Below are 17,755 nucleotides of genomic sequence, written 5' to 3'. Positions count from 1 at the left end.
GGCTCAAGTCCAGTAGGTGGAAAACATGCCCAGGCGCTGCTTGAGCGAGTTGGGCAAGTAGCGTTCAAGGTGGCCGAGGCGATAGCCCAGCAATTTAAAGGCACTGCGCACCACCACTTCGGGGGCGCGGTGCAAGGCGTTGGCCTCGCGCAAGGCACGTAATTCGGCCAGTACATAGCGTTTACCTTCGCCGCCGGCGTCGCCGAACGCTTGGCGAATCCATGGCTCGCGGCCGTAGAACACACCAATGTCGAAGTAGCGGTGAAACTCATCCATGAGTCGGTAGTCGTGGGAGTGATAGACCCGGGCGCTGGCGGCGTACTGCACCTTCCAGCCTGCCAGTAGCATGCGCGCGGCGACGTAGGCGTCCTCGCTGCCGATCACATCGGCCGGGAATCCACCCACGGCCTGCAGGGCGCTGCGCCGGTACACCGAAAACGAGTCGGAGCTAAAGCACGTCTTGATCCCCAACTGCGGCGCATCGGCCAGGCTTTTGCTGCGGCTGTGCGCCGGGTAATTGAAGTGCCGCGACTGCGCACCCAGCACCCCGGCACCGGGGTGCGGCAGTTGCCGGCCGTAGGCAACGCCATTGAGCGGGTCCAGTTGCAGCTCTTCGAGCAGCTTGGCGAACGTCTCGGGTTCGGCCGGGATCGCGTCCTGGGTCATCACGATCAGGGCGTCGCCGCCCACCTGTTCGCTGGCCCAGCGCCGCGTACCGCCGTGGTTGAAGTGGCGGGCGTCGATCACTTCGACACGGGCGCCGAACTCGCGAAAGCGCGCCACTGTGTCGTCGCTCGATGCGCTGTCGACCACCAGCATTTCGTCGGGTTGCACGGTTTGCATGCGCAGCGCCGGCAGCAGCCGGTCGAGGTGGCTGGCTGCGTTACGGGTCGGAATGATCAGGGAGGTACGCATCAGGGCTGGGGCTCGCTGCCGGGCGCGCGGCCGTAGATATCATCGAAGCGCACAATGTCGTCTTCGCCCAGGTATTCGCCGCTCTGCACCTCGATCATTACCAGATCGATGATGCCGGGGTTGGTCAGGCGGTGTTTGTGCCCGGCGGGAATGTAGGTGGACTCGTTCATGTTGAGCAGGATCTCGCGCTCACCATTGGTGATCATGGCGGCGCCGCTGACCACTACCCAGTGTTCGCTGCGGTGGTGGTGCATCTGCAAAGACAGCGAGCCCTTGGGCTTGACCACGATGCGCTTGATTTTGAAACGGGAGCTTTCCTCCAGCACCGTATAGGTGCCCCACGGCCGGGTGACGGTGCGGTGCAGGCTGAATGCCGGGTGGTTCTGGCGCTTGAGCTCGGCGACGATATGGCGCACGTCCTGGCTGCGGTTGGCGTCGGCAATCAGCAGGGCGTCGGGGGTGTCGACGATGATCAGGTCACGGACCCCGACCGCCCCCAACACACGCTTGGGCGAGTCGATGTAGCAGTTGTGCACGTCGTGCAGGATCGCTTCGCCATTGATCTGGTTGCCGTTGTCGTCGCTGGCGGTCAACTGGCGCACGGCTTCCCAGGAGCCGATATCGCTCCAGCCAATGTCACAGGGCACCACGGCGACCTGTGCGGATTTCTCCATCAGGGCCACGTCGATGGAAATGTCTGGCGCGGTGCCAAAGCCTTGCGGGTTCAGTTCGCGCTGGCGGCTACTGCTGTTCTGCAGGCTGGTGCTGTGCGCCAGCGCGGCTTTGGCGGCGTCGAGCACGGCTGGCGCGTGGGTCGCCAGCTCGTCGAGCACGGTGGCGGCCTTGAAGCAGAACATCCCGGCATTCCACAGGTGCTTGCCGCCGTCCAGGTAGCCTTGGGCGGTGGCCAGGTCGGGTTTTTCGACGAAACGCTGGACGCGAAAACCCTGTGCCAGGGCCGAACCTTGTTCGATATAGCCAAAGCCCGTTTCGGGGCGGTCGGGCTGGATGCCGAAGGTCACCAGGTAACCCGCTTCGGCCAATTCGCGGGCCTGGGCCACGGCCTGGGCGAAGGCGCTTTCATCAAGGATCAGGTGGTCGGCCGGCATCACCAGCAACTGTGCGTCGCCGCCGAAAAACTCTTGCACATGCAAGGCCGCGACCGCGATGGCGGCGGCGGTATTGCGGCCAAACGGTTCGAGCAACAGGTCCAGGCCCAATTGGGCCGTGTTGACCGCGCGGTAATCGTCGAGGGTGCGAAACAGCAGGTCGCGGTTGGTTACCGTCAGCACGCTGTCGACCCCCGGCAGGTGGCTGGCGCGCAGGAAGGTTTTCTGCAGCAGGCTCTGGTCGTCGCGCATACGCATGAACGGTTTGGGCATGTTCTGCCGCGAAACCGGCCACAGCCGCGTGCCCGAGCCACCGGAAATGATGCAGGGAATCAATCCGTTGAGGGTGTTCATCAATAGACTTCCTTGGTGGAAAGGACGGCCGGGACCGTCATGAAAACGATGTACAGGTCAAACCACACCGACCATTTGGCGATGTATTCCAGGTCGTACTCGACCCGTTTCTGAATTTTGAACAGGGTGTCGGTTTCACCGCGGTAGCCATTGATCTGCGCCCAGCCGGTGATGCCTGGCTTGACCCGGTGGCGCGAGCTGTACTCGCTCACGGCTTCCTCGAAAGGAATCCCGGCGGCTTTGGTGGCAGTGGCATGGGGGCGGGGGCCGACCATCGACATGTTGCCCAGCAACACGTTGAACAGCTGGGGCAGCTCGTCGATGCTGGTCTTGCGGATAATCCGCCCGACGCGGGTGATGCGCGGGTCGAGGCGGGTGGTCTGGCATTCGGCATTGCGGTCAGTCTGGTCGACGTACATCGAGCGGAACTTGAACACCCGGATCAGGTTGTCGTTGTAGCCAAAACGCTTCTGGCGAAACAACACCGGGCCCTTGGAATCGAGCTTGATGGCGATGGCCGTCACCAGCATGATCGGGGAAAACAGCAGCAGCCCGGCACTGGCCAGCAACAGGTCTTCGCAGCGCTTGATAAAGGGTGACCAGCCGCGCAGTGGCAGTTGCGAGGTGTTGAACATCAGGATGCCGCCGACATCGGTGATGCGGTTGTGGCCATAGCGCAGGGCAGCCATGTCGGGCACCAGCATGACGTTGACCGACATCTGCCGCAGGCGCTTGACCAGCCCGTTGATGCGCTGCTCGGCGGCCCAGGGCAGGGTGATCATCACCTGGTTGACCTGTTCGGACCTGATCAGCTTTTCCAGGTCGCGGGTGTTGCCCAGCAGCGGCAGGTTGCTCAATTCCTTGGGGATGCGCTCGGTACGGTCGTCGATAAAACCGATCAGGCCGGAGCGGATATCACTGTTGCGCGACAGGTGTTCGGCCACATGCACGGCGGTGTCGGTAAAACCGAGGATCACCGTGCGTTGCAGGAACTTGCCGTTCTTCATCAGGTTGCGATACAGGCGCAGCATCAGGATGCGTTCCACGCCAAACAACATCAGGCTCAGGGTGAACCAGAACATCAGGTTGCGCGGGCTCAACTGCGGGAACAGTAGCAGGATCTGGTACATGAACAGCAGGATGCAAAACGCGGAAATCCAGGCGACCAACATCACGCGAAAACGCAGGCGGTTGCTGAACAGATCCTCGGAGTACACCCCCAGGGCCTGGAACAGAATGATGGTCAGAATCGCAAAGAACAGCAGCAGGCCAAGGTAGTGGCTACGCATTTGCGGGTCCACCGGATCCGGATAGAACAACAGGATCATCGCCGGCAGGACCGCCGTCAGGCCGTGCAGTAATTTGACGAAAACCACGAAGAATTCAACAAAGCCGGTACGAGTCAGAAACAGGCTGTCGACTGACGACTTGTCACGCATAAATCATCCCTCAATGCACCACCAGGACTTCCCTGTTCGTATGCTCATCCATAAGGCAGGTTTGCTTTATAAGTGGTGCAATGCGAACGACTGCTTTCGCTGGGTAAAACGCAATTACCTGTCTGCTCGCAGGTATTTTTGCTCGATAATGTCTAAATGATGGCTCCTTCTGATAGGTTCGTCAAGGTTTTGACTTTTATCAGGGTTCTCGCCGTCGAGCTTCATAAGATACTCTTGTTGTGACGGTTTGTTGACATGTTTTGTGGGGGTTCTCAGATTTATCGAGAATAAGTGATGGCTTTTTGGAGTGTAGGAACAAAAACGGGAATTTTCCTGCGGGGAGGGAAATCCCTTTTTTGACGCAATGTAGGAAGGGCGCGGGCTGAACCTTGGGCCGGCTCCCACAGCTATGGCTTCAAGGCCGGTATCGCCTGCGCTGGCATCGGCGGCTGAGGTAGGACTAATCTACGGCTTTCCCTGGCGGATGAGCTGAGCATGATCGATCTCGCAACCCTGGCGGTTTTCTCTGGTTCTGTGCTGCTGTTGTTGCTGTCGCCCGGGCCGAACATGGCCTTTGTCATCAGCCATGGCGTGAGCTACGGCTGGCGGGGTGGGGTGGCGGCCGGCCTGGGGATCGGCGTGGCGGACCTGCTGCTGACCGCGTTGACTGCTACGGGCGTCACCGCCCTGGTGGCCAGTTGGCCTCCGTCCTTTGACTTGATTCGCTATGCCGGCGTGGTGTACCTGCTGTGGCTGGCGTTCAAGACCTTGCAGAAAAAGCCGTCCCTGGACACCGCCCAGGTTGTGCGGGTGCGCCTGGGCGGGGTGTTTATGCGCGCTATGCTCAACAGCTTGCTCAACCCTAAGGCGCTGTTGTTTTTCATGGTGTTCCTGCCGCAATTCGTCAAGCCCGAGGCCGGCCCCATTGCCCTGCAATTGGTGCAATTGGGCTTGGTCCTGACGTTGATTGCGGGCGTGTTTCACGCGGTGCTGGGAATTTTTGGCGGGGCGATCAGCCGGTTTTTTGCTGGCAGTGAGAAGACCGCAGGCCTGCAAAAATGGGGGCTGGCCACGGTGTTGACGGTACTGGCTGTGCGCCTGGCGTTGATGCCGCGCACGGTGTAGATGGCGCGCAGGTGTATCTCCTTGTGGGAGCGGGCTTGCCCGCGATAGCGGTCAGCCAAAACATTCGGTGACTGACACGACGCCATCGCGGGCAAGCCCGCTCCCACACTAGTTCGGCCTTTAGCCCAGCCGCGCCGCTGCCCGTGCGGTAATTTCGCCGCGGGTCTTGCGTGATTGCGCGGTGCGCTTGTTGGCCTCGTCCAGCACAGGCTGTGGTGCGCTGTCTGGCCGCCCGGCGTTGAAGGGCGGGGCCGGCGCATATTCGAGTTGCAGTTGCACCAGTTGCGCGGCCGCCTCGCCGTACAACTCGGCGGCCAGGGTCAGGGCAAAATCAATCCCCGCCGTGATACCGCCACCGGTAAACAGGTTGCCGTCGCGCACCACGCGCTCCTGCACCGGGATCGCGCCCAGGGTGGCCAGCATGTCGTGATAGGCCCAGTGCGTGGTGGCCCGCCGCCCGCGCAGCAAGCCCGCCGCACCCAATACTAGCGAGCCGGTACACACCGACGTCACATAGCGTGCGGTCTGGGATTGCTGGCGCAGAAAGCCCAGGGTCGGCTCATCTTCCATCAACGGTCCTACCCCTGAACCGCCCGGTACGCAGATCACATCCAGCACCGGGCAGTCGTCGTAGGTGATGGTCGGACTGAGCACCAACCCGCTACTGGAGGTCAGTGGCGCCAGGTCTTTCCAGATCAGGTGCAGCTTCACATCCGGCAATGACGCCAGCACGTCGTAGGGGCCGGTGAGGTCCAGTTGCTGGATGCCGGGGAACAACACAAAGCCGATCTGCAAGGTCATGGTGAAACTCCAGGAAAGAGGATGGACGGCTTCACTCTAGTGGCCTAGGCTTTGGCGCATACGCCATTGAGCCCACGAATCACGCCAATCATGCCGAAAATCATCCATGTACTCGCCTTTGCCAATGTGCAGGTGCTTGACGTCACCGGCCCCTTGCAGGTGTTTGCCTCGGCCAACGACCTGGCGCGCCAACAGGGTTTGCCGTTGCCCTATGCGGTCAACGTGATTGCCGCCCAGGCCGAGCCGGTGATGACCTCTGCCGGCCTGGCCCTGGTGGCCGAGCCGTTGCCTGGCGCCGAGACGCCCTGCGACACCTTGGTGATCGCTGGCGGCTGGGGAGTGTATGGCGCGGCCGAAGACCCGGACCTGGTGGCCTGGGTGCAGGATAAAGCCCGGCACTCACGGCGCGTGACGTCGGTGTGTACCGGCGCCTTCCTGCTGGCTGCCAGCGGCCTGCTGGACGGCTGCCGTGTCGCGACCCACTGGACGCGCTGCGAGGAATTGGCGCGCAAATACCCGAGTCTGCAGGTCGAGGCCAATCCGATTTTTATCCAGCAGGGGTCGGTCTGGACCTCGGCGGGGGTCACCGCCGGTATCGATTTGTGCCTGGCCCTGGTGGAAGAGGACCTGGGCCGCGCGGTCGCCCTGGAGGTGGCGCGGCACCTGGTGGTATTTCTCAAGCGCCCCGGTGGGCAGTCGCAGTTCAGCGTCACCCTGTCCCTGCAAAAGGGCGGCAGCCGCTTCAGCGAGTTGCACGCGTGGATTGCCGAACACCTGCACCTGGACTTGAACATCCCGACCCTGGCGGCGGCGTGCGGCATGAGCGAACGCAGCTTCGTGCGCCATTACCGCGCCGAGACCGGGCAAACTCCAGCGCGAGCAGTCGAGTTGATCCGCGTGGAAACCGCACGCCGGCAACTGGCCGACAGCGCCGTAGCAATCAAGCGCATCGCCGCGCAATGTGGTTTTGGCAGCGAAGAGACCATGCGCCGCAGTTTTCTGCGCGCCTTGTCGATCACCCCGCAGGTTTACCGCGAGCGGTTTTCGGCGCCGGCTTGAGTCAGCTCAATGCTCGTGTGACAGCAGTGACCAGGTAAGGCGGCCGCATACCCGTCGGTCGCGGCACGCCAGTCGGGTACGTGGATGAGGATGGAGAGAATGGGGGACAGCCGAGCATTATCGGGCATCATGTTTCTTCCTTGAACACAGGAGGAGCGGTATATACCTGGCTTTTTCCGATTATGAAAGAAGTCGAGGTTCTGCGATGCCAATGGCAAGCGGGCTTATTGTGGCGAGCTGGCTTGTCGTGGCGAGCGGGCTTGCCCCGCGCTGGGCTGCGAAGCAGCCCCAATAGGGCCACCGAGTTCCCTCAGGCAGATCGCGAAAACAGGTTTTGGGGCTGCTTCGCAGCCCAGCGCGGGGCAAGCCCGCTCGCCACAACAAGCCCGCTCGCCACAGCCAGTGAGCCCAGCGCTGTAAAGCCAGCGGATCAAGGCTGCCACACCGTTTTCTCTCCACTCAACTTGCGATCCAGAAACGTCGCCGCGCTGATCAGCGCCAAATGGCTCAGGGCCTGTGGTGTGTTGCCCAGGTGTCGCGCCTGGCTGTCGAATTCCTCGGCATACAACCCCAGCGGGTTGGCATAGCGCAGCAGTTGCTCGAATTCCAGGTGGGCCTTTTCCACTTGGCCTGCGCGAGCCAGGCATTCGACATACCAGAATGAGCAGGCAGTAAACGCACCCTCAGTGCCTTGCAGGCCATCAATCTGGCTGTCGTCATTGCGATAGCGGTACACCATGCCATCGCGCACCAGGCTTTTTTGGATGGCCTCCAGGGTCGACAACCAGCGCGGGTCGGTGGCTGCCACGAAGCGCACCAGTGGCATCAACAGCATCGAACCATCCAGGGCGGTGCTGCCGATGTGCTGCACGAAATGCCCGCGTTCCTCGTTCCAGAAGTTGCTCCAGATATCTTCATATATCGCCTGGCGGGTCTGGTCCCAGCGGGCAAAAGGTGCCGGCAGCGAACGCTTGGAGGCCAGGCGGATCGCGCGGTCGAGGGCGACCCAGCACATCAGGCGCGAGTGCAGGAAGTGATGTTGCTCGCCGCGCATCTCCCAGATGCCGACGTCTTTCTGGTTCCAGGTCTCGCACACCTGGTCCACCACTTCCAGGGTATGTTTCCAGCCCTCATGGGAGATGGCTTCGCCGTACTTGTTGACCAGGTACACCGCGTCCATCAGTTCGCCGAAAATATCCAGTTGCACCTGGTCAAAGGCCTCGTTGCCAATGCGCACCGGTTGCGCGCCGCCATGGCCGCTGAGGTGGGTCAACTCGGTTTCCGGCAGCTGTTGGCGGCCGTCGATGCCATACAGGATGTTGATTTTCATCGGCTGCCCGCAGCAGTCGCTGACGCGCCCGCGCAACCAACGCATGTAGTCATTGGCTTCCTGGACAAAACCCAGGCGCATAAAGGCGTAGACGGTGAACGAGGCGTCGCGGATCCAGGTGTAGCGGTAGTCCCAGTTGCGTTCGCCACCTGGGGCTTCCGGCAGGCCGAAGGTGGCCGCAGCGAGGATCGCGCCGTGTTTGCGTGAGGTCAGCAACTTCAGGGTCAGGGCCGAGCGATTGACCATTTCCCGCCAGCGCCCGCGATAGTTGGACTGGGCCAGCCAGCCGCGCCAGAACGCCAGGGTGTGCTGCAGGCACAGGTCGGTGCCGCTGCTGTCGACGCGCACATCGTCCAGGCCGCCCAGGACAAATTCGGCACCTTGGTCCTGGTCCAGGGTAAAGCAGGCGACGGCGGCGTCATTGTCGATCTGCAAAGGCTGGCTGCTGGCCAGGCGCAGGCCAGGCAGGCCCGCTGCTTCGAAGCACACATCAGCGTTATCGGCCGTGGCCCGCGTGGGTGCCCTGGCATAGTCATGGCGCACCGCGCAGCGCATGTGCAGGGTGGCCTTGCCGCTCACCACGCGCACACGGCGGATCAGCAGGGGCAGGTCGTCGACATCGTCGCTGATGCTCAGCAGGTCGGTGATTTCCACCACCGCTTCATCGCTCAACCAGCGGGTTTGCAGGACATTGGTGTCCGGCAGATAGATCTGTTCCCGACGCGCCTGGGGCAGGTCCGGCGTCAGTTGGAAGATCCCGGCGGCGGGGGAGTCCAGCAGTGAGCAGAAGATCGACGGGCTGTCGAATTCCGGCCAGCAGAAAAAGTCGATGCTGCCCTGGTCGTTGATCAGTGCCGCACTGCGCATGTCGCCGATGATGCCGTGGGCATCGATGGCGCTTTGAGCTTCGTTTTTCAGATCAACCATTGTCTTTGAACTCCGGGTAGAGGCTCATGCCGCCGTCGATAAACAAGGTGCTGCCCACCACATAGTCGGAGGCATCACTGGCCAGCCAGACCACGGCGTTGGCCACATCTTCGACGTCACCGACGCGGCCATAGGGGATCAGTTTCAGCAGCGCCTGCTCGGCATCGCCCTCGGTGGCGGCGCGGTTGATGGCCGTGCGGATCGCCCCCGGCGCGATGCCGTTGATGCGGATCCGTTGGTGGCTGACTTCTTGGGCGAGGCTGCGCATCAACATCTCGACGCCGCCTTTGGACGCGGCGTAGTTGACGTGGCCGGCCCATGGGATCAACTGGTGCACCGAGCTCATGTGGATGATTTTGCCGGCGGCCCGGGATACGCCTGCTCGCACGCCCTGGCGATTGAAAATGCGCAGGGCGGCGCGGGCGCAGAGGAACTGCCCGGTGAGGTTGACGCCGATCACCGTGTTCCACTGCTCAAGGGTCATGTCGCTGATGGCGGCGTCTTTTTGCAGGCCGGAATTGGCCACCAGAATGTCGAGATGACCGAAGGCGTCGAGGGCCTGCGCAAACAGGCGCTCGACATCGTCCTCCCGGGACACATCGGCGCCGATGGCCAGGGCCCGGCCGCCACTCTGGTTGATCTGCGCCGCCAGGGCCTGGGCGGGCTCTGCCTGACGGTTGTAGTTCACCACTACCGCCGCGCCGGCCGCGGCCAAAGCCCTGGCGGCGCCCGCGCCGATGCCGGAGCTGGCGCCGGTGACCACGGCCACTTGTTGTTCCAACGAGATGCGCATTGTCCACCCAACCTTTATTGCGGGAGTCCATTGAGCTGACTGACGGTGCGCGGCACAAGTTCAGTGGCTTGTCCGAAATGCGACGATGGCTGTCTATATCTATCGTTTTCGCCATTGGGCTTTTGGTTAGAATCACTGGCTTAACGACGTGAGACGCTGCCCATGACAACTGCGCCCCGGCCTTGGCTTGAGGCTTATGCCGACAACTACCGCAACGACGAAGTGGTCCATCCCCATTGTCATACCCAGGCGCAACTGATTCACGGCGTCACCGGGGTAATGGTGGTGAGTACGGCCCAGGGCAGTTGGCTGGTGCCGTCCGGGCACGCGTTGTGGGTGCCCGCCGGGACGCCCCACGAAATTCGCATGGCCGGCGAGGTGCACATGCGCACCTTGTTTCTCATGCCTGAGGTGGAGCCTAGCCTTGGCCGCACGTGCCAGGTGATCGAGGTGTCCGCGCTGTTGCGGGAGCTGATCGTGGCCGCCACGCTGATCGCCGGTCAGGTCAACAACCCGCGCCTGCTGGCGATGGTGGAGTTGATCCGCATGGAGTTGCTGGCCGCGCCGGTGGTGGCGATGCACGTACCGGTGCCCGGCGACGCACGGCTGGCCAGGTTGTGTACGCGGTTCATCCGCAACCCGGCCGATGACAGCAGCCTGGAGTCCTGGGCCGACACCCTGAACATGAGCGCACGCACCCTGAGCCGGATTTTCCAGCGCGAGCTGGGCATGAGCTTTGGCGAATGGCGCAAGCGTGCGCGCCTGGCGTTGAGCCTCAAGTTACTGGCCCAGGGCGCCTCCATCCTGGAAGTAGCGCTGGAACATGGTTATCAAAGCCCCAGCGCGTTCAGTGCGATGTTCCGTCGTTCGCTGGGGTATCCGCCGAGTCATTTCCGCCCTGGGGCCTGATGTTGCTTCATGTAACCCTATTGTCCATTTGGCGACGATACATGGCCCTGGCGCGGGCGAATCCGCCAGGGCGCATGCCTAATCTGCAAAGCTCATTCTTCAGCGAGCTTTGTGATGCCCAGCCTTGTCGTTCATCCCCCCACTAGCAATCGATCCCCGGCAGCCCTGACGCTGCTTCTGCTGGGCGCGCTGGCCGGATGCAGCGGCCTGCCCGACGAACCTGCAGCGCCGTTGGCGGCCCAGGCGATACCGCAATTGTCCAGCGGGTCGGCAACCCAGGCGCTGCCCCAGCGCTGGTGGCAGCTTTACCGCGACCGGCAACTGGACCTGTTGGTCGAGCAGGCCTTGCGCCACAACAAAGACCTTGAGGCCGCCGCCGCGCACGTCGATGCGCTGCTGGCCCGCCTGGAGCAGGTCGACCGCCAGCGCCAGCCCTCGACCTTGCTGACCTACGGCGTGGGCTATGGCCGCAGTCGCGACGACCAGACCCTGGCCCAGGCCACCGGTGAACATGCCGATGCCGAGTGGAGCCATGCTCCCGGATTCTCCCTGAGCTACACCCTGGACCTGTGGGGCGAGGTGCGTTACCGCCTGGCTGCCGCCCGCGCCGATGCGCAGGCAGCGCGGGCGCTGGAGGACGAGTGGCGGGTGACGGTGGCCGCGCAAACCACGCGGGCCTATGGCCAGGCGTGCGTCTATGCCTTCAGCAGCCAGGTGCAGCGTCATTCGGTGCAGGTGTTGGAGCGCAGTGTCGAAGTCACTCGCAAACTGCAGCAGGCCGGTGCGGCCACCGCTCTGGACCTGGCGCGCCTCAATGGCCTGCTGGAAGAAACCCGTGCGCCGTTGCCCATGTTGACTGCCCGCCATCAGGCCGCACTGTATGAATTGGCGGTGCTAAGTGGCATGCGGCCCCAGGACGTGGCCCGCAACAGCTGTGCCCAGCCCCCGCAATTGCAGGCGCCGCTGCCCGTGGGGGACGGCTGGGCGCTGGTGCAACGGCGTGCCGATATCCGGCGTGCCGAGCGCCAATTGCAGGCGGCCACGCTGGCCATTGGCGTCGCACGCGCCGAGTTGTACCCGCGAGTGACGTTCGGTGCTGCACTTGAGTCTTCGGCGAGCAGCCTGGGCAAGTTGGGGGACAGTGAGGCGCTGGTGTATTCCGTGGGGCCGTTGTTGTCCTGGCGCTTTCCCAACCGCGGCGTCGCCCAGGCCCGGGTGGGCCAGCGCCAGGCCCAGGCGCGCGAGGCCCAGGCGCGTTTCGACGCCACGGTACTGAGCGCCTTGAAACAGGTCGAACAAGCCCTGGCGCTGTACCAGGGCGAACAGCAGCGTCGTCAGGCCCTGCAAGCCGCGCTGGACAACAGCCAGCAGGCGTTTGAACTGGCCACCCGCAGTTATCGGGCCGGTGCCCTTGATGCCCTGCAATTGCTCGACAGCGAGCGCAGCCTGGTCAGCCTGCAGGCCACCCTGGCCCAGGCAGACCTGCGCTTGGTCAACCGCCAGATCGACCTGTTCCAGGCTCTGGGTGGCGGCTGGCAACGTGACGATCAACCTCAACCCTTACCCCTTGCTGCCCTTGGAGCCAAGCCATGAACCAGGCTGTTGAACCCGCCATCCTGCAATCCACTCCCAGCTTGATGCAACGCCATCGCCGCGCACTGCTCACAGGCGCCTCCCTGGCGACGCTGCTGGGGCTGGGGCTGTTTGCCGGGTATTGGTGGCAGTGGGGGCGGTTCCTTGAAGAGACCGACGATGCCTACGTCCGTGCCGACTGGGTGGCGGTCAGCCCGCGCATCGCCGGCTACGTGGCCCAGGTGCTGGTGGAGGACAACCAGCCGGTGAAGGCGGGCGATGTGCTGGTGCAGTTGGATGACCGGGACTTTATCGAGCAGTTGCGCAGCTCCGAGGCGAAGTTGCAGCAAGCCCGGGCAGCGGCGACGGCGCGCCAGTCCAGCCTGCATACCCTGGACGCGCGGCTGGCCGAGCAGCAGCAACGCATCGCCCAGGCCCAGGCGGCCTTGCATAGCAACGAGGCCGAGGCCCATCGTGCGCGCCTGGACTACCTGCGTTATCGCGATCTGGTGGACCAGCAGATCGCTACCCGTGAGCGCCTGGAAACCGCCAGTGCCGGCCAGGCCAAGGCTCTGGCGGCGGTGACCGAAGCCCGTGCCCAAGTGGCCCGGCAGCAGGCTCAGTGCCAAGTCTTGCAGGCGCGTCGCCAACAGGCCCAAGCGCGCATCGCCGAATCCCAGGCCCGGGTGGGCGAGGCCCAGGCCAATCTGGCCCTGGCCCGCAATGCCTTGAATGACACAGCAATCCGCGCGCCGTTCGACGGGGTCGTGGGCCAGCGCAAGGTCCGTCGCCAGCAGTACGTGATGCCGGGCCTGCCGTTGCTGGCGGTGGTGCCGGTGGAGCAGGCCTATGTGATCGCCAATTACAAGGAAACCCAGTTGCAGCACATGGCGCCGGGGCAATCGGTGGATATTGCGGTGGACAGTTTTGCCGGCCAGCGCTGGCGCGGCCAGGTGGAAAGTATCGCCCCCGGTTCCGGCGCGGTATTCGCCTTGTTGCCGCCGGACAACGCCACCGGCAATTTCACCAAGATCGTGCAGCGTTTTCCGGTGAAGATCCGCCTGGTCGCGGACGAGGTCAACGGCCCCGCGATCTTGCCGGGAATGTCAGTGATCGCCACGGTGGATACGCGTCCGGCCCGCCAGCAGGACAGTTCCCATGGCGGCTGATGCGCGCAGCACTTCGACGGTATCGTTTCGCGCCTGGGTCGCGGTGATCGGTGGTCTGTTCGGTTGCTTCATGGCTGGCATGAACGTGCATGTCACCAGTGCCGCGTTGCCGGAAATCGAAGGGGCCCTGGGCGCTACGTTTGAGGAGGGATCGTGGATTTCCACGGCCTACCTGGTGGCGGAAATCATCATGATCCCGCTCACCGCATGGCTGGTGCAGGTGTTCTCGTTACGGCGGGTAATGCTGTGGGGCTCCGGGGTCTTTCTGGTGGCCTCGGTGGCCTGTTCGATGGCGCCGAACCTGCCGGTGATGATCATCATCCGTGTGATCCAAGGGGCCGCAGGAGCGGTGCTGATTCCGCTATCGTTCCAGTTGATCATTACCGAGTTGCCCGCCAGCAAGATCCCGCTGGGCATGGCGCTGTTCAGCCTGGCCAACAGCGTGGCCCAGGCCGCAGGGCCGTCTATTGGTGGCTGGTTGACCGATGTCTATTCGTGGCGCTGGATCTTCTACCTGCAGCTGTTCCCCGGCATCGCGCTGTTGGCGGCAGTGGCCTGGTCCATCGATCGCCAGCCGATGAACCTTGGGTTGTTGCGCCAAGGCGACTGGCTGGGCATCGCGTGCATGGTGCTGGGCCTGGGCGCGTTGCAGATCGTGCTGGAGGAGGGCGGGCGCAAGGATTGGTTCGGCTCGGCCTTTATTGTTTGGATGAGCCTGGCGGCGGTGGTCGGGCTGGCAGGGTTTATCGGTCGCCAATTGTGGGGCAGCAAAAGCTTTATCAACCTGCGATTGTTGGCGCACTACAACTTTGGCGTGGCCAGCGTGGCGATGTTTATCTTCGGTGCCAGCACCTATGGCCTGGTATTCCTGGTGCCCAACTACCTGTCCCAGATGCAGGGCTACAACGCCAGCGAAATCGGCATCAGCCTGATTGCCTACGGCATGGTGCAACTGGTGCTGGCGCCGTTTTTGCCGCAGCTGATGAAGTGGTTTAGCGCGAAAATCCTCGTGGCTTCAGGTTTCGCGATCATGGCCCTGGGCTGTTGGATGGGCGCGCATTTGTCGGCCGACAGCGCCAGTAACGTGATCATCCCCTCGATCGTGGTGCGCGGCATCGGCCAACCATTGATCATGGTGGCGCTGTCGGTGCTGGCGGTGCATGGGCTGGCCAAGGCCGAGTCTGGCTCGGCCTCGGCGGTCTTCTCGATGTTGCGTAATCTGGGCGGCGCAGTGGGTACGGCCCTGCTGGCACAGTTGGTGGTGGTACGCGAGCAGGTGCATTCGGCGCGGATCGGTGAATCGCTGAACATTTTCGAGCCGGCCTTGCAACAACGCTTGCCGGGCGGCGGTTTGCTGCAGGAACAATGGCCGCAGCACCAGCAGGTGCTGGGGTTGCTGGATCAGGGCGTACGGCACCAGTCCTTCTTGATGGCTTACAGCGACGCGTTCTACCTGGCGTGTGTGGCGCTGACGTTGTGTGCGGTGGCGGCGCTGTTGTTGCGGCGAACCTGAGCCTCGTTTCCAGGGGTAGTTGTAGTTAGGGGCCTACTGTGGAGAGGGGCCCTGTTGTGGCGAGGGGGCTTGTCCCCCGCTGGACTGCGCAGCAGGCCCATTTTTTGGGGTCGCTGCGCAACCCAGCGGGGCAAGCCCCCTCGCCACTGCAGCCCCCTTTGCTAGGGGCTCAGGCCACAGGCTTCAACCCCCGAAGCAGCAAATCCAAGCCTTGCAGCGCTTGCTCCAGGCATTCATCCGGGCGTTCGGCATGGGCAATCCATTGCGCCGTATCCACCAGGCTGCCATTGATCAATCGGGCCAGCGCCAGGCTGGGGGCCTGTTCAATCAATCCGACCTGCATCAATCCCTCCAGGAGCCGACGCAGTGAGTCGATGCATTGCTGCTGGGCGCCGACGTCAGCACCCAGCACTGCCGGCGCATCTTGCAGCACAATGCGCTGGATTTCCGGATCCTGGGCCATGCGCAAATACGCGCGACAGCGTTCGCAAAAACCCTCCCAGGGGTTTGCGGCCTGGGCGCTGATTTGTTGCAGGTGCTCATCCATTTCGCTGTCGAGTTGCGCGACCACCGCTGCCAGTAAGCCTTTTTTGTCGCCAAAGTGATGGTACAGCGCCCCTCGCGTGAGGCCGGCGCGCGCGGTGAAATCGTCCATGGAGGTATGGGCAAAACCTTGGGTCGCAAAGGCGTGGCGGGCGCTGGCTAGCAAGCGGGCGCGGGTTTCTTCGATCATCTCGGCGCGGGCTCGGCTCATGGAAAATGCTCGTCCTGGTCAGGTGGGTAGTTGACATACGCCGCGTATGTTACTCATGATTTGTCACATACGCACCGTATATATTTCGCCCGGATTGCCTTGAATGGCAAGCTCCAGGGCTCCCAGCAAGAGGACACGCACCATGGCAAACCCCTACGCCGAGCTGTTTCAGGCGCCAGGTTCCAGGGCTTTTGTATCGGCCGGCATGCTCGCGCGCATGCCGATTTCCATGACCGGTATCGGGTTGATCACCATGTTGTCCCAGGTCCGCGGTGGTTATGGGCTGGCGGGCGCAGTGGCGGCCACCTTTGCCTTGGCTACGGCGTTTTGCGCGCCGCAGGTTTCACGGCTGGTAGACCGTTACGGCCAGGGCCGCGTATTGCCGGTGGCGGCCGTGATTGGCGGGGGCGCGCTGTTGATGCTGTTGTTGTGTACCCGCTTGCAGGCACCGGACTGGACGCTGTTTATCTTCGCCGCCCTGGCCGGTTGCATGCCCAATATGTCGGCCATGGTGCGTGCGCGCTGGACCGAGATCTACCGTGGCCAGCCCCGCTTGCAAACCGCCTTTGCCCTGGAGTCGGTGCTGGACGAGGTGTGCTTTATCCTTGGGCCACCGATATCGGTAGGGCTGTGCGTGCTGCTGTTTCCCGAAGCCGGCCCGCTGGTGGGGGCGATCTTGCTGGCGGTCGGCGTGACCACCTTCGTCCTGCAAAAACAGACTGAACCGGCTATTCACGCTCAGCTTGAGCAGCAGGGCCGCTGGTTGATTACCCAGCCTTCGGTATTGGTGCTGATGATCCTGCTGATGGCCATGGGCACCATTGTCGGTGTGGTGGACGTGGTCAGCGTAGCGTTCGCCCAGCATCAGGGCCAACCGGCAGCCGCGAGTATTGTGCTGTCGGTGTATGCCATTGGCTCGTGCCTGGCGGGGCTGGCCTTTGGGGCGTTGAAATTGCACATGCCGTTGCCCCGGCAGTTCCTGCTCTGTGGCCTGGCCACGGCGTTGACCACGCTGCCGTTGTTGTGGGTGGGGGATATCCTTGGGCTGGCGCTGGCGGTGTTTGTGTCCGGGCTGTTTTTTGCGCCGACGCTGATTGTGTCCATGGCGCTGGTGGAGCAGGTCGTCCCCCCCAGCCGCTTGACCGAAGGCATGACCTGGCTGATCACCGGCCTGAGCATCGGCGTGGCCATCGGTGCGGCAAGTTCCGGCTGGATGATCGATCAATTCGGCGCCCCCAGCGGGTTCTGGGTGGCGCTGGTGGCCGGGGCGGTGGTGCTGGCGGCCGCCGTGCTGGGCTACCGCCGCCTGGGCTAAGTCACCCCAGGGCGGGGTGACTGTCTGCCGCATGATGACGCAGGAACTCGTTCAAGGCCTGGCGCGTCAGGTCGTTGAGTGTGACCTTTTTCTGCGTCGCCGCCAGGGCTGCGGCCAGGTGCAGATCATGGCCCACCCGTACATTGAATGAGCCTTTGCAGGGCTTTTCTGGTGCCTGGCCCAAGGTCTGGCACGTAGCCAGGTAATCCTCCACCGCCTCGCGAAAGGCGGCTTCCAACTGGGCCACGGTCTGGCCTTCGTAGCTGACCAGGGCGCGGATAAACAGCAGCTTGCCGAATAGGCAATTGTCCTCGACGCTGGCTTCTATGGAGCCGATGTAGCCTTTGTATTTCAACTGGTTGCTCATTGAAGCAAGCCTCCTGATTCCAACTGTTCAATGATCTGGCGCCGAATGTAGTGTTTCAGCTCATTGCCAGGGTGGGGCTTGTGCAAGGTGATCATTGCACTCGGGTCGCCGATGTCGAACTTGACGCGGCTCCCAGCCCCTTCGATTTGTCGATAACCCAGCCAGCCCAGCAATGTGACGAGCTCAGGCCAGGTGAATGCCATCTGCAGGTTGAGCAGTTTGGCGAGCAGCTTTTCATTTTTGGACACGGCGTTCCCTGCGTGTAACTAAATGTAGTTGCAAATATGGTTGTGCGTCAATGATA

The 17,755-nt window shown here is 62.9% G+C and carries 16 protein-coding genes; 7 read left to right on the top strand and 9 right to left on the bottom strand.

From position 1 onward, the window contains the following. Positions 1-3 precede the first annotated feature (3 nt). The 3 genes from FIV38_RS12975 to FIV38_RS12965 are packed head-to-tail and all read right to left on the bottom strand — an operon-like array spanning position 4 to position 3,817. Positions 4-915 (bottom strand): glycosyltransferase family 2 protein, encoded by a 912-nt coding sequence (locus FIV38_RS12975; RefSeq protein ID WP_092235414.1) that lies wholly within the window; start codon positions 913-915, stop codon positions 4-6. After that, on the bottom strand, positions 915-2,378 hold the full coding sequence (locus tag FIV38_RS12970) for a mannose-1-phosphate guanylyltransferase/mannose-6-phosphate isomerase (RefSeq protein WP_092235417.1): 1,464 nt from the start codon (positions 2,376-2,378) through the stop codon (positions 915-917). Before FIV38_RS12970 ends, FIV38_RS12975 begins: the two co-directional genes overlap by 1 nt. Beyond that, positions 2,378-3,817, bottom strand: coding sequence for an undecaprenyl-phosphate glucose phosphotransferase (locus FIV38_RS12965; RefSeq protein WP_092235420.1), 1,440 nt, complete (start codon positions 3,815-3,817; stop codon positions 2,378-2,380). The genes FIV38_RS12970 and FIV38_RS12965 overlap by 1 nt, the downstream gene beginning before the upstream one ends. 495 nt (positions 3,818-4,312) lie before the next feature. Between FIV38_RS12965 and FIV38_RS12960 the strand changes: the two genes are divergently transcribed. Next, the gene (locus FIV38_RS12960; protein WP_029293185.1) at positions 4,313-4,942 is read left to right on the top strand and encodes a LysE family translocator; all 630 of its coding nucleotides are present in this window, start codon (positions 4,313-4,315) and stop codon (positions 4,940-4,942) included. A gap of 120 nt (positions 4,943-5,062) precedes the next feature. Here the strand turns inward: FIV38_RS12960 and inhA are convergent, their stop codons facing one another. Continuing rightward, on the bottom strand, positions 5,063-5,743 hold the full coding sequence (inhA, locus tag FIV38_RS12955) for an isonitrile hydratase (RefSeq protein WP_070995585.1): 681 nt from the start codon (positions 5,741-5,743) through the stop codon (positions 5,063-5,065). Positions 5,744-5,833: 90 nt separating this feature from the next. Between inhA and FIV38_RS12950 the strand changes: the two genes are divergently transcribed. After that, positions 5,834-6,802 carry a GlxA family transcriptional regulator gene (locus FIV38_RS12950; protein ID WP_092235423.1) on the top strand — a complete coding sequence of 323 codons (969 nt, stop codon included), beginning with the start codon at positions 5,834-5,836 and terminating at the stop codon, positions 6,800-6,802. Positions 6,803-7,232: 430 nt separating this feature from the next. Here the strand turns inward: FIV38_RS12950 and FIV38_RS12940 are convergent, their stop codons facing one another. Both FIV38_RS12940 and FIV38_RS12935 read right to left on the bottom strand, forming a co-directional pair. Beyond that, positions 7,233-9,059, bottom strand: a complete 1,827-nt coding sequence (locus FIV38_RS12940) for a glycoside hydrolase family 15 protein (RefSeq protein WP_092235426.1) — start codon at positions 9,057-9,059, stop codon at positions 7,233-7,235. After that, entirely contained in the window at positions 9,052-9,852 is an 801-nt protein-coding gene (locus FIV38_RS12935; RefSeq protein ID WP_092235429.1) for a glucose 1-dehydrogenase, read from the bottom strand. Before FIV38_RS12935 ends, FIV38_RS12940 begins: the two co-directional genes overlap by 8 nt. Positions 9,853-10,014: 162 nt before the next feature. Here FIV38_RS12935 and FIV38_RS12930 point away from each other — a divergent pair, with 162 nt between their 5' ends. The 4 genes from FIV38_RS12930 to FIV38_RS12915 all read left to right on the top strand — a co-directional run bounded on the left by FIV38_RS12930 (position 10,015) and on the right by FIV38_RS12915 (position 15,015). Beyond that, complete coding sequence (locus FIV38_RS12930) at positions 10,015-10,761, top strand: AraC family transcriptional regulator (protein WP_029293175.1); 747 nt, start codon at positions 10,015-10,017, stop codon at positions 10,759-10,761. A 114-nt stretch (positions 10,762-10,875) separates the two neighbouring features. Continuing rightward, positions 10,876-12,354: an efflux transporter outer membrane subunit gene (locus FIV38_RS12925; RefSeq protein WP_092235432.1), complete on the top strand. Its 1,479-nt coding sequence runs from the start codon at positions 10,876-10,878 to the stop codon at positions 12,352-12,354. Further along, the gene (locus FIV38_RS12920; RefSeq protein WP_092235435.1) at positions 12,351-13,502 is read left to right on the top strand and encodes an HlyD family secretion protein; all 1,152 of its coding nucleotides are present in this window, start codon (positions 12,351-12,353) and stop codon (positions 13,500-13,502) included. The genes FIV38_RS12925 and FIV38_RS12920 overlap by 4 nt, the downstream gene beginning before the upstream one ends. Then, positions 13,492-15,015, top strand: coding sequence for an MDR family MFS transporter (locus FIV38_RS12915; RefSeq protein ID WP_092235438.1), 1,524 nt, complete (start codon positions 13,492-13,494; stop codon positions 15,013-15,015). The genes FIV38_RS12920 and FIV38_RS12915 overlap by 11 nt, the downstream gene beginning before the upstream one ends. Before the next feature lie 169 nt (positions 15,016-15,184). Here FIV38_RS12915 and FIV38_RS12910 read toward each other — a convergent pair whose 3' ends face one another. Beyond that, entirely contained in the window at positions 15,185-15,769 is a 585-nt protein-coding gene (locus FIV38_RS12910) for a TetR/AcrR family transcriptional regulator (protein WP_070995594.1), read from the bottom strand. A 142-nt stretch (positions 15,770-15,911) separates the two neighbouring features. On the opposite strand from FIV38_RS12910, the gene FIV38_RS12905 reads away from it, so the two are divergent. Then, positions 15,912-17,084, top strand: coding sequence for an MFS transporter (locus FIV38_RS12905; RefSeq protein WP_070995595.1), 1,173 nt, complete (start codon positions 15,912-15,914; stop codon positions 17,082-17,084). A gap of 1 nt (position 17,085) precedes the next feature. Here FIV38_RS12905 and FIV38_RS12900 read toward each other — a convergent pair whose 3' ends face one another. Together FIV38_RS12900 and FIV38_RS12895 are read right to left on the bottom strand one after the other, a co-directional pair. After that, positions 17,086-17,451, bottom strand: coding sequence for a type II toxin-antitoxin system HicB family antitoxin (locus FIV38_RS12900; RefSeq protein WP_029293163.1), 366 nt, complete (start codon positions 17,449-17,451; stop codon positions 17,086-17,088). Then, a complete protein-coding gene (locus FIV38_RS12895; RefSeq protein ID WP_029293161.1) occupies positions 17,448-17,699 on the bottom strand; it encodes a type II toxin-antitoxin system HicA family toxin in 252 nt (83 codons plus the stop codon). The genes FIV38_RS12900 and FIV38_RS12895 overlap by 4 nt, the downstream gene beginning before the upstream one ends. Positions 17,700-17,755: the final 56 nt, after the last annotated feature.

It is taken from the genome of Pseudomonas proteolytica (genome assembly GCF_007858275.1).
Lineage (GTDB): Bacteria > Pseudomonadota > Gammaproteobacteria > Pseudomonadales > Pseudomonadaceae > Aquipseudomonas > Aquipseudomonas proteolytica.
Note: the sequence above shows the minus strand (reverse complement) of the source record. Positions and strands in the feature narration are given on the sequence as shown.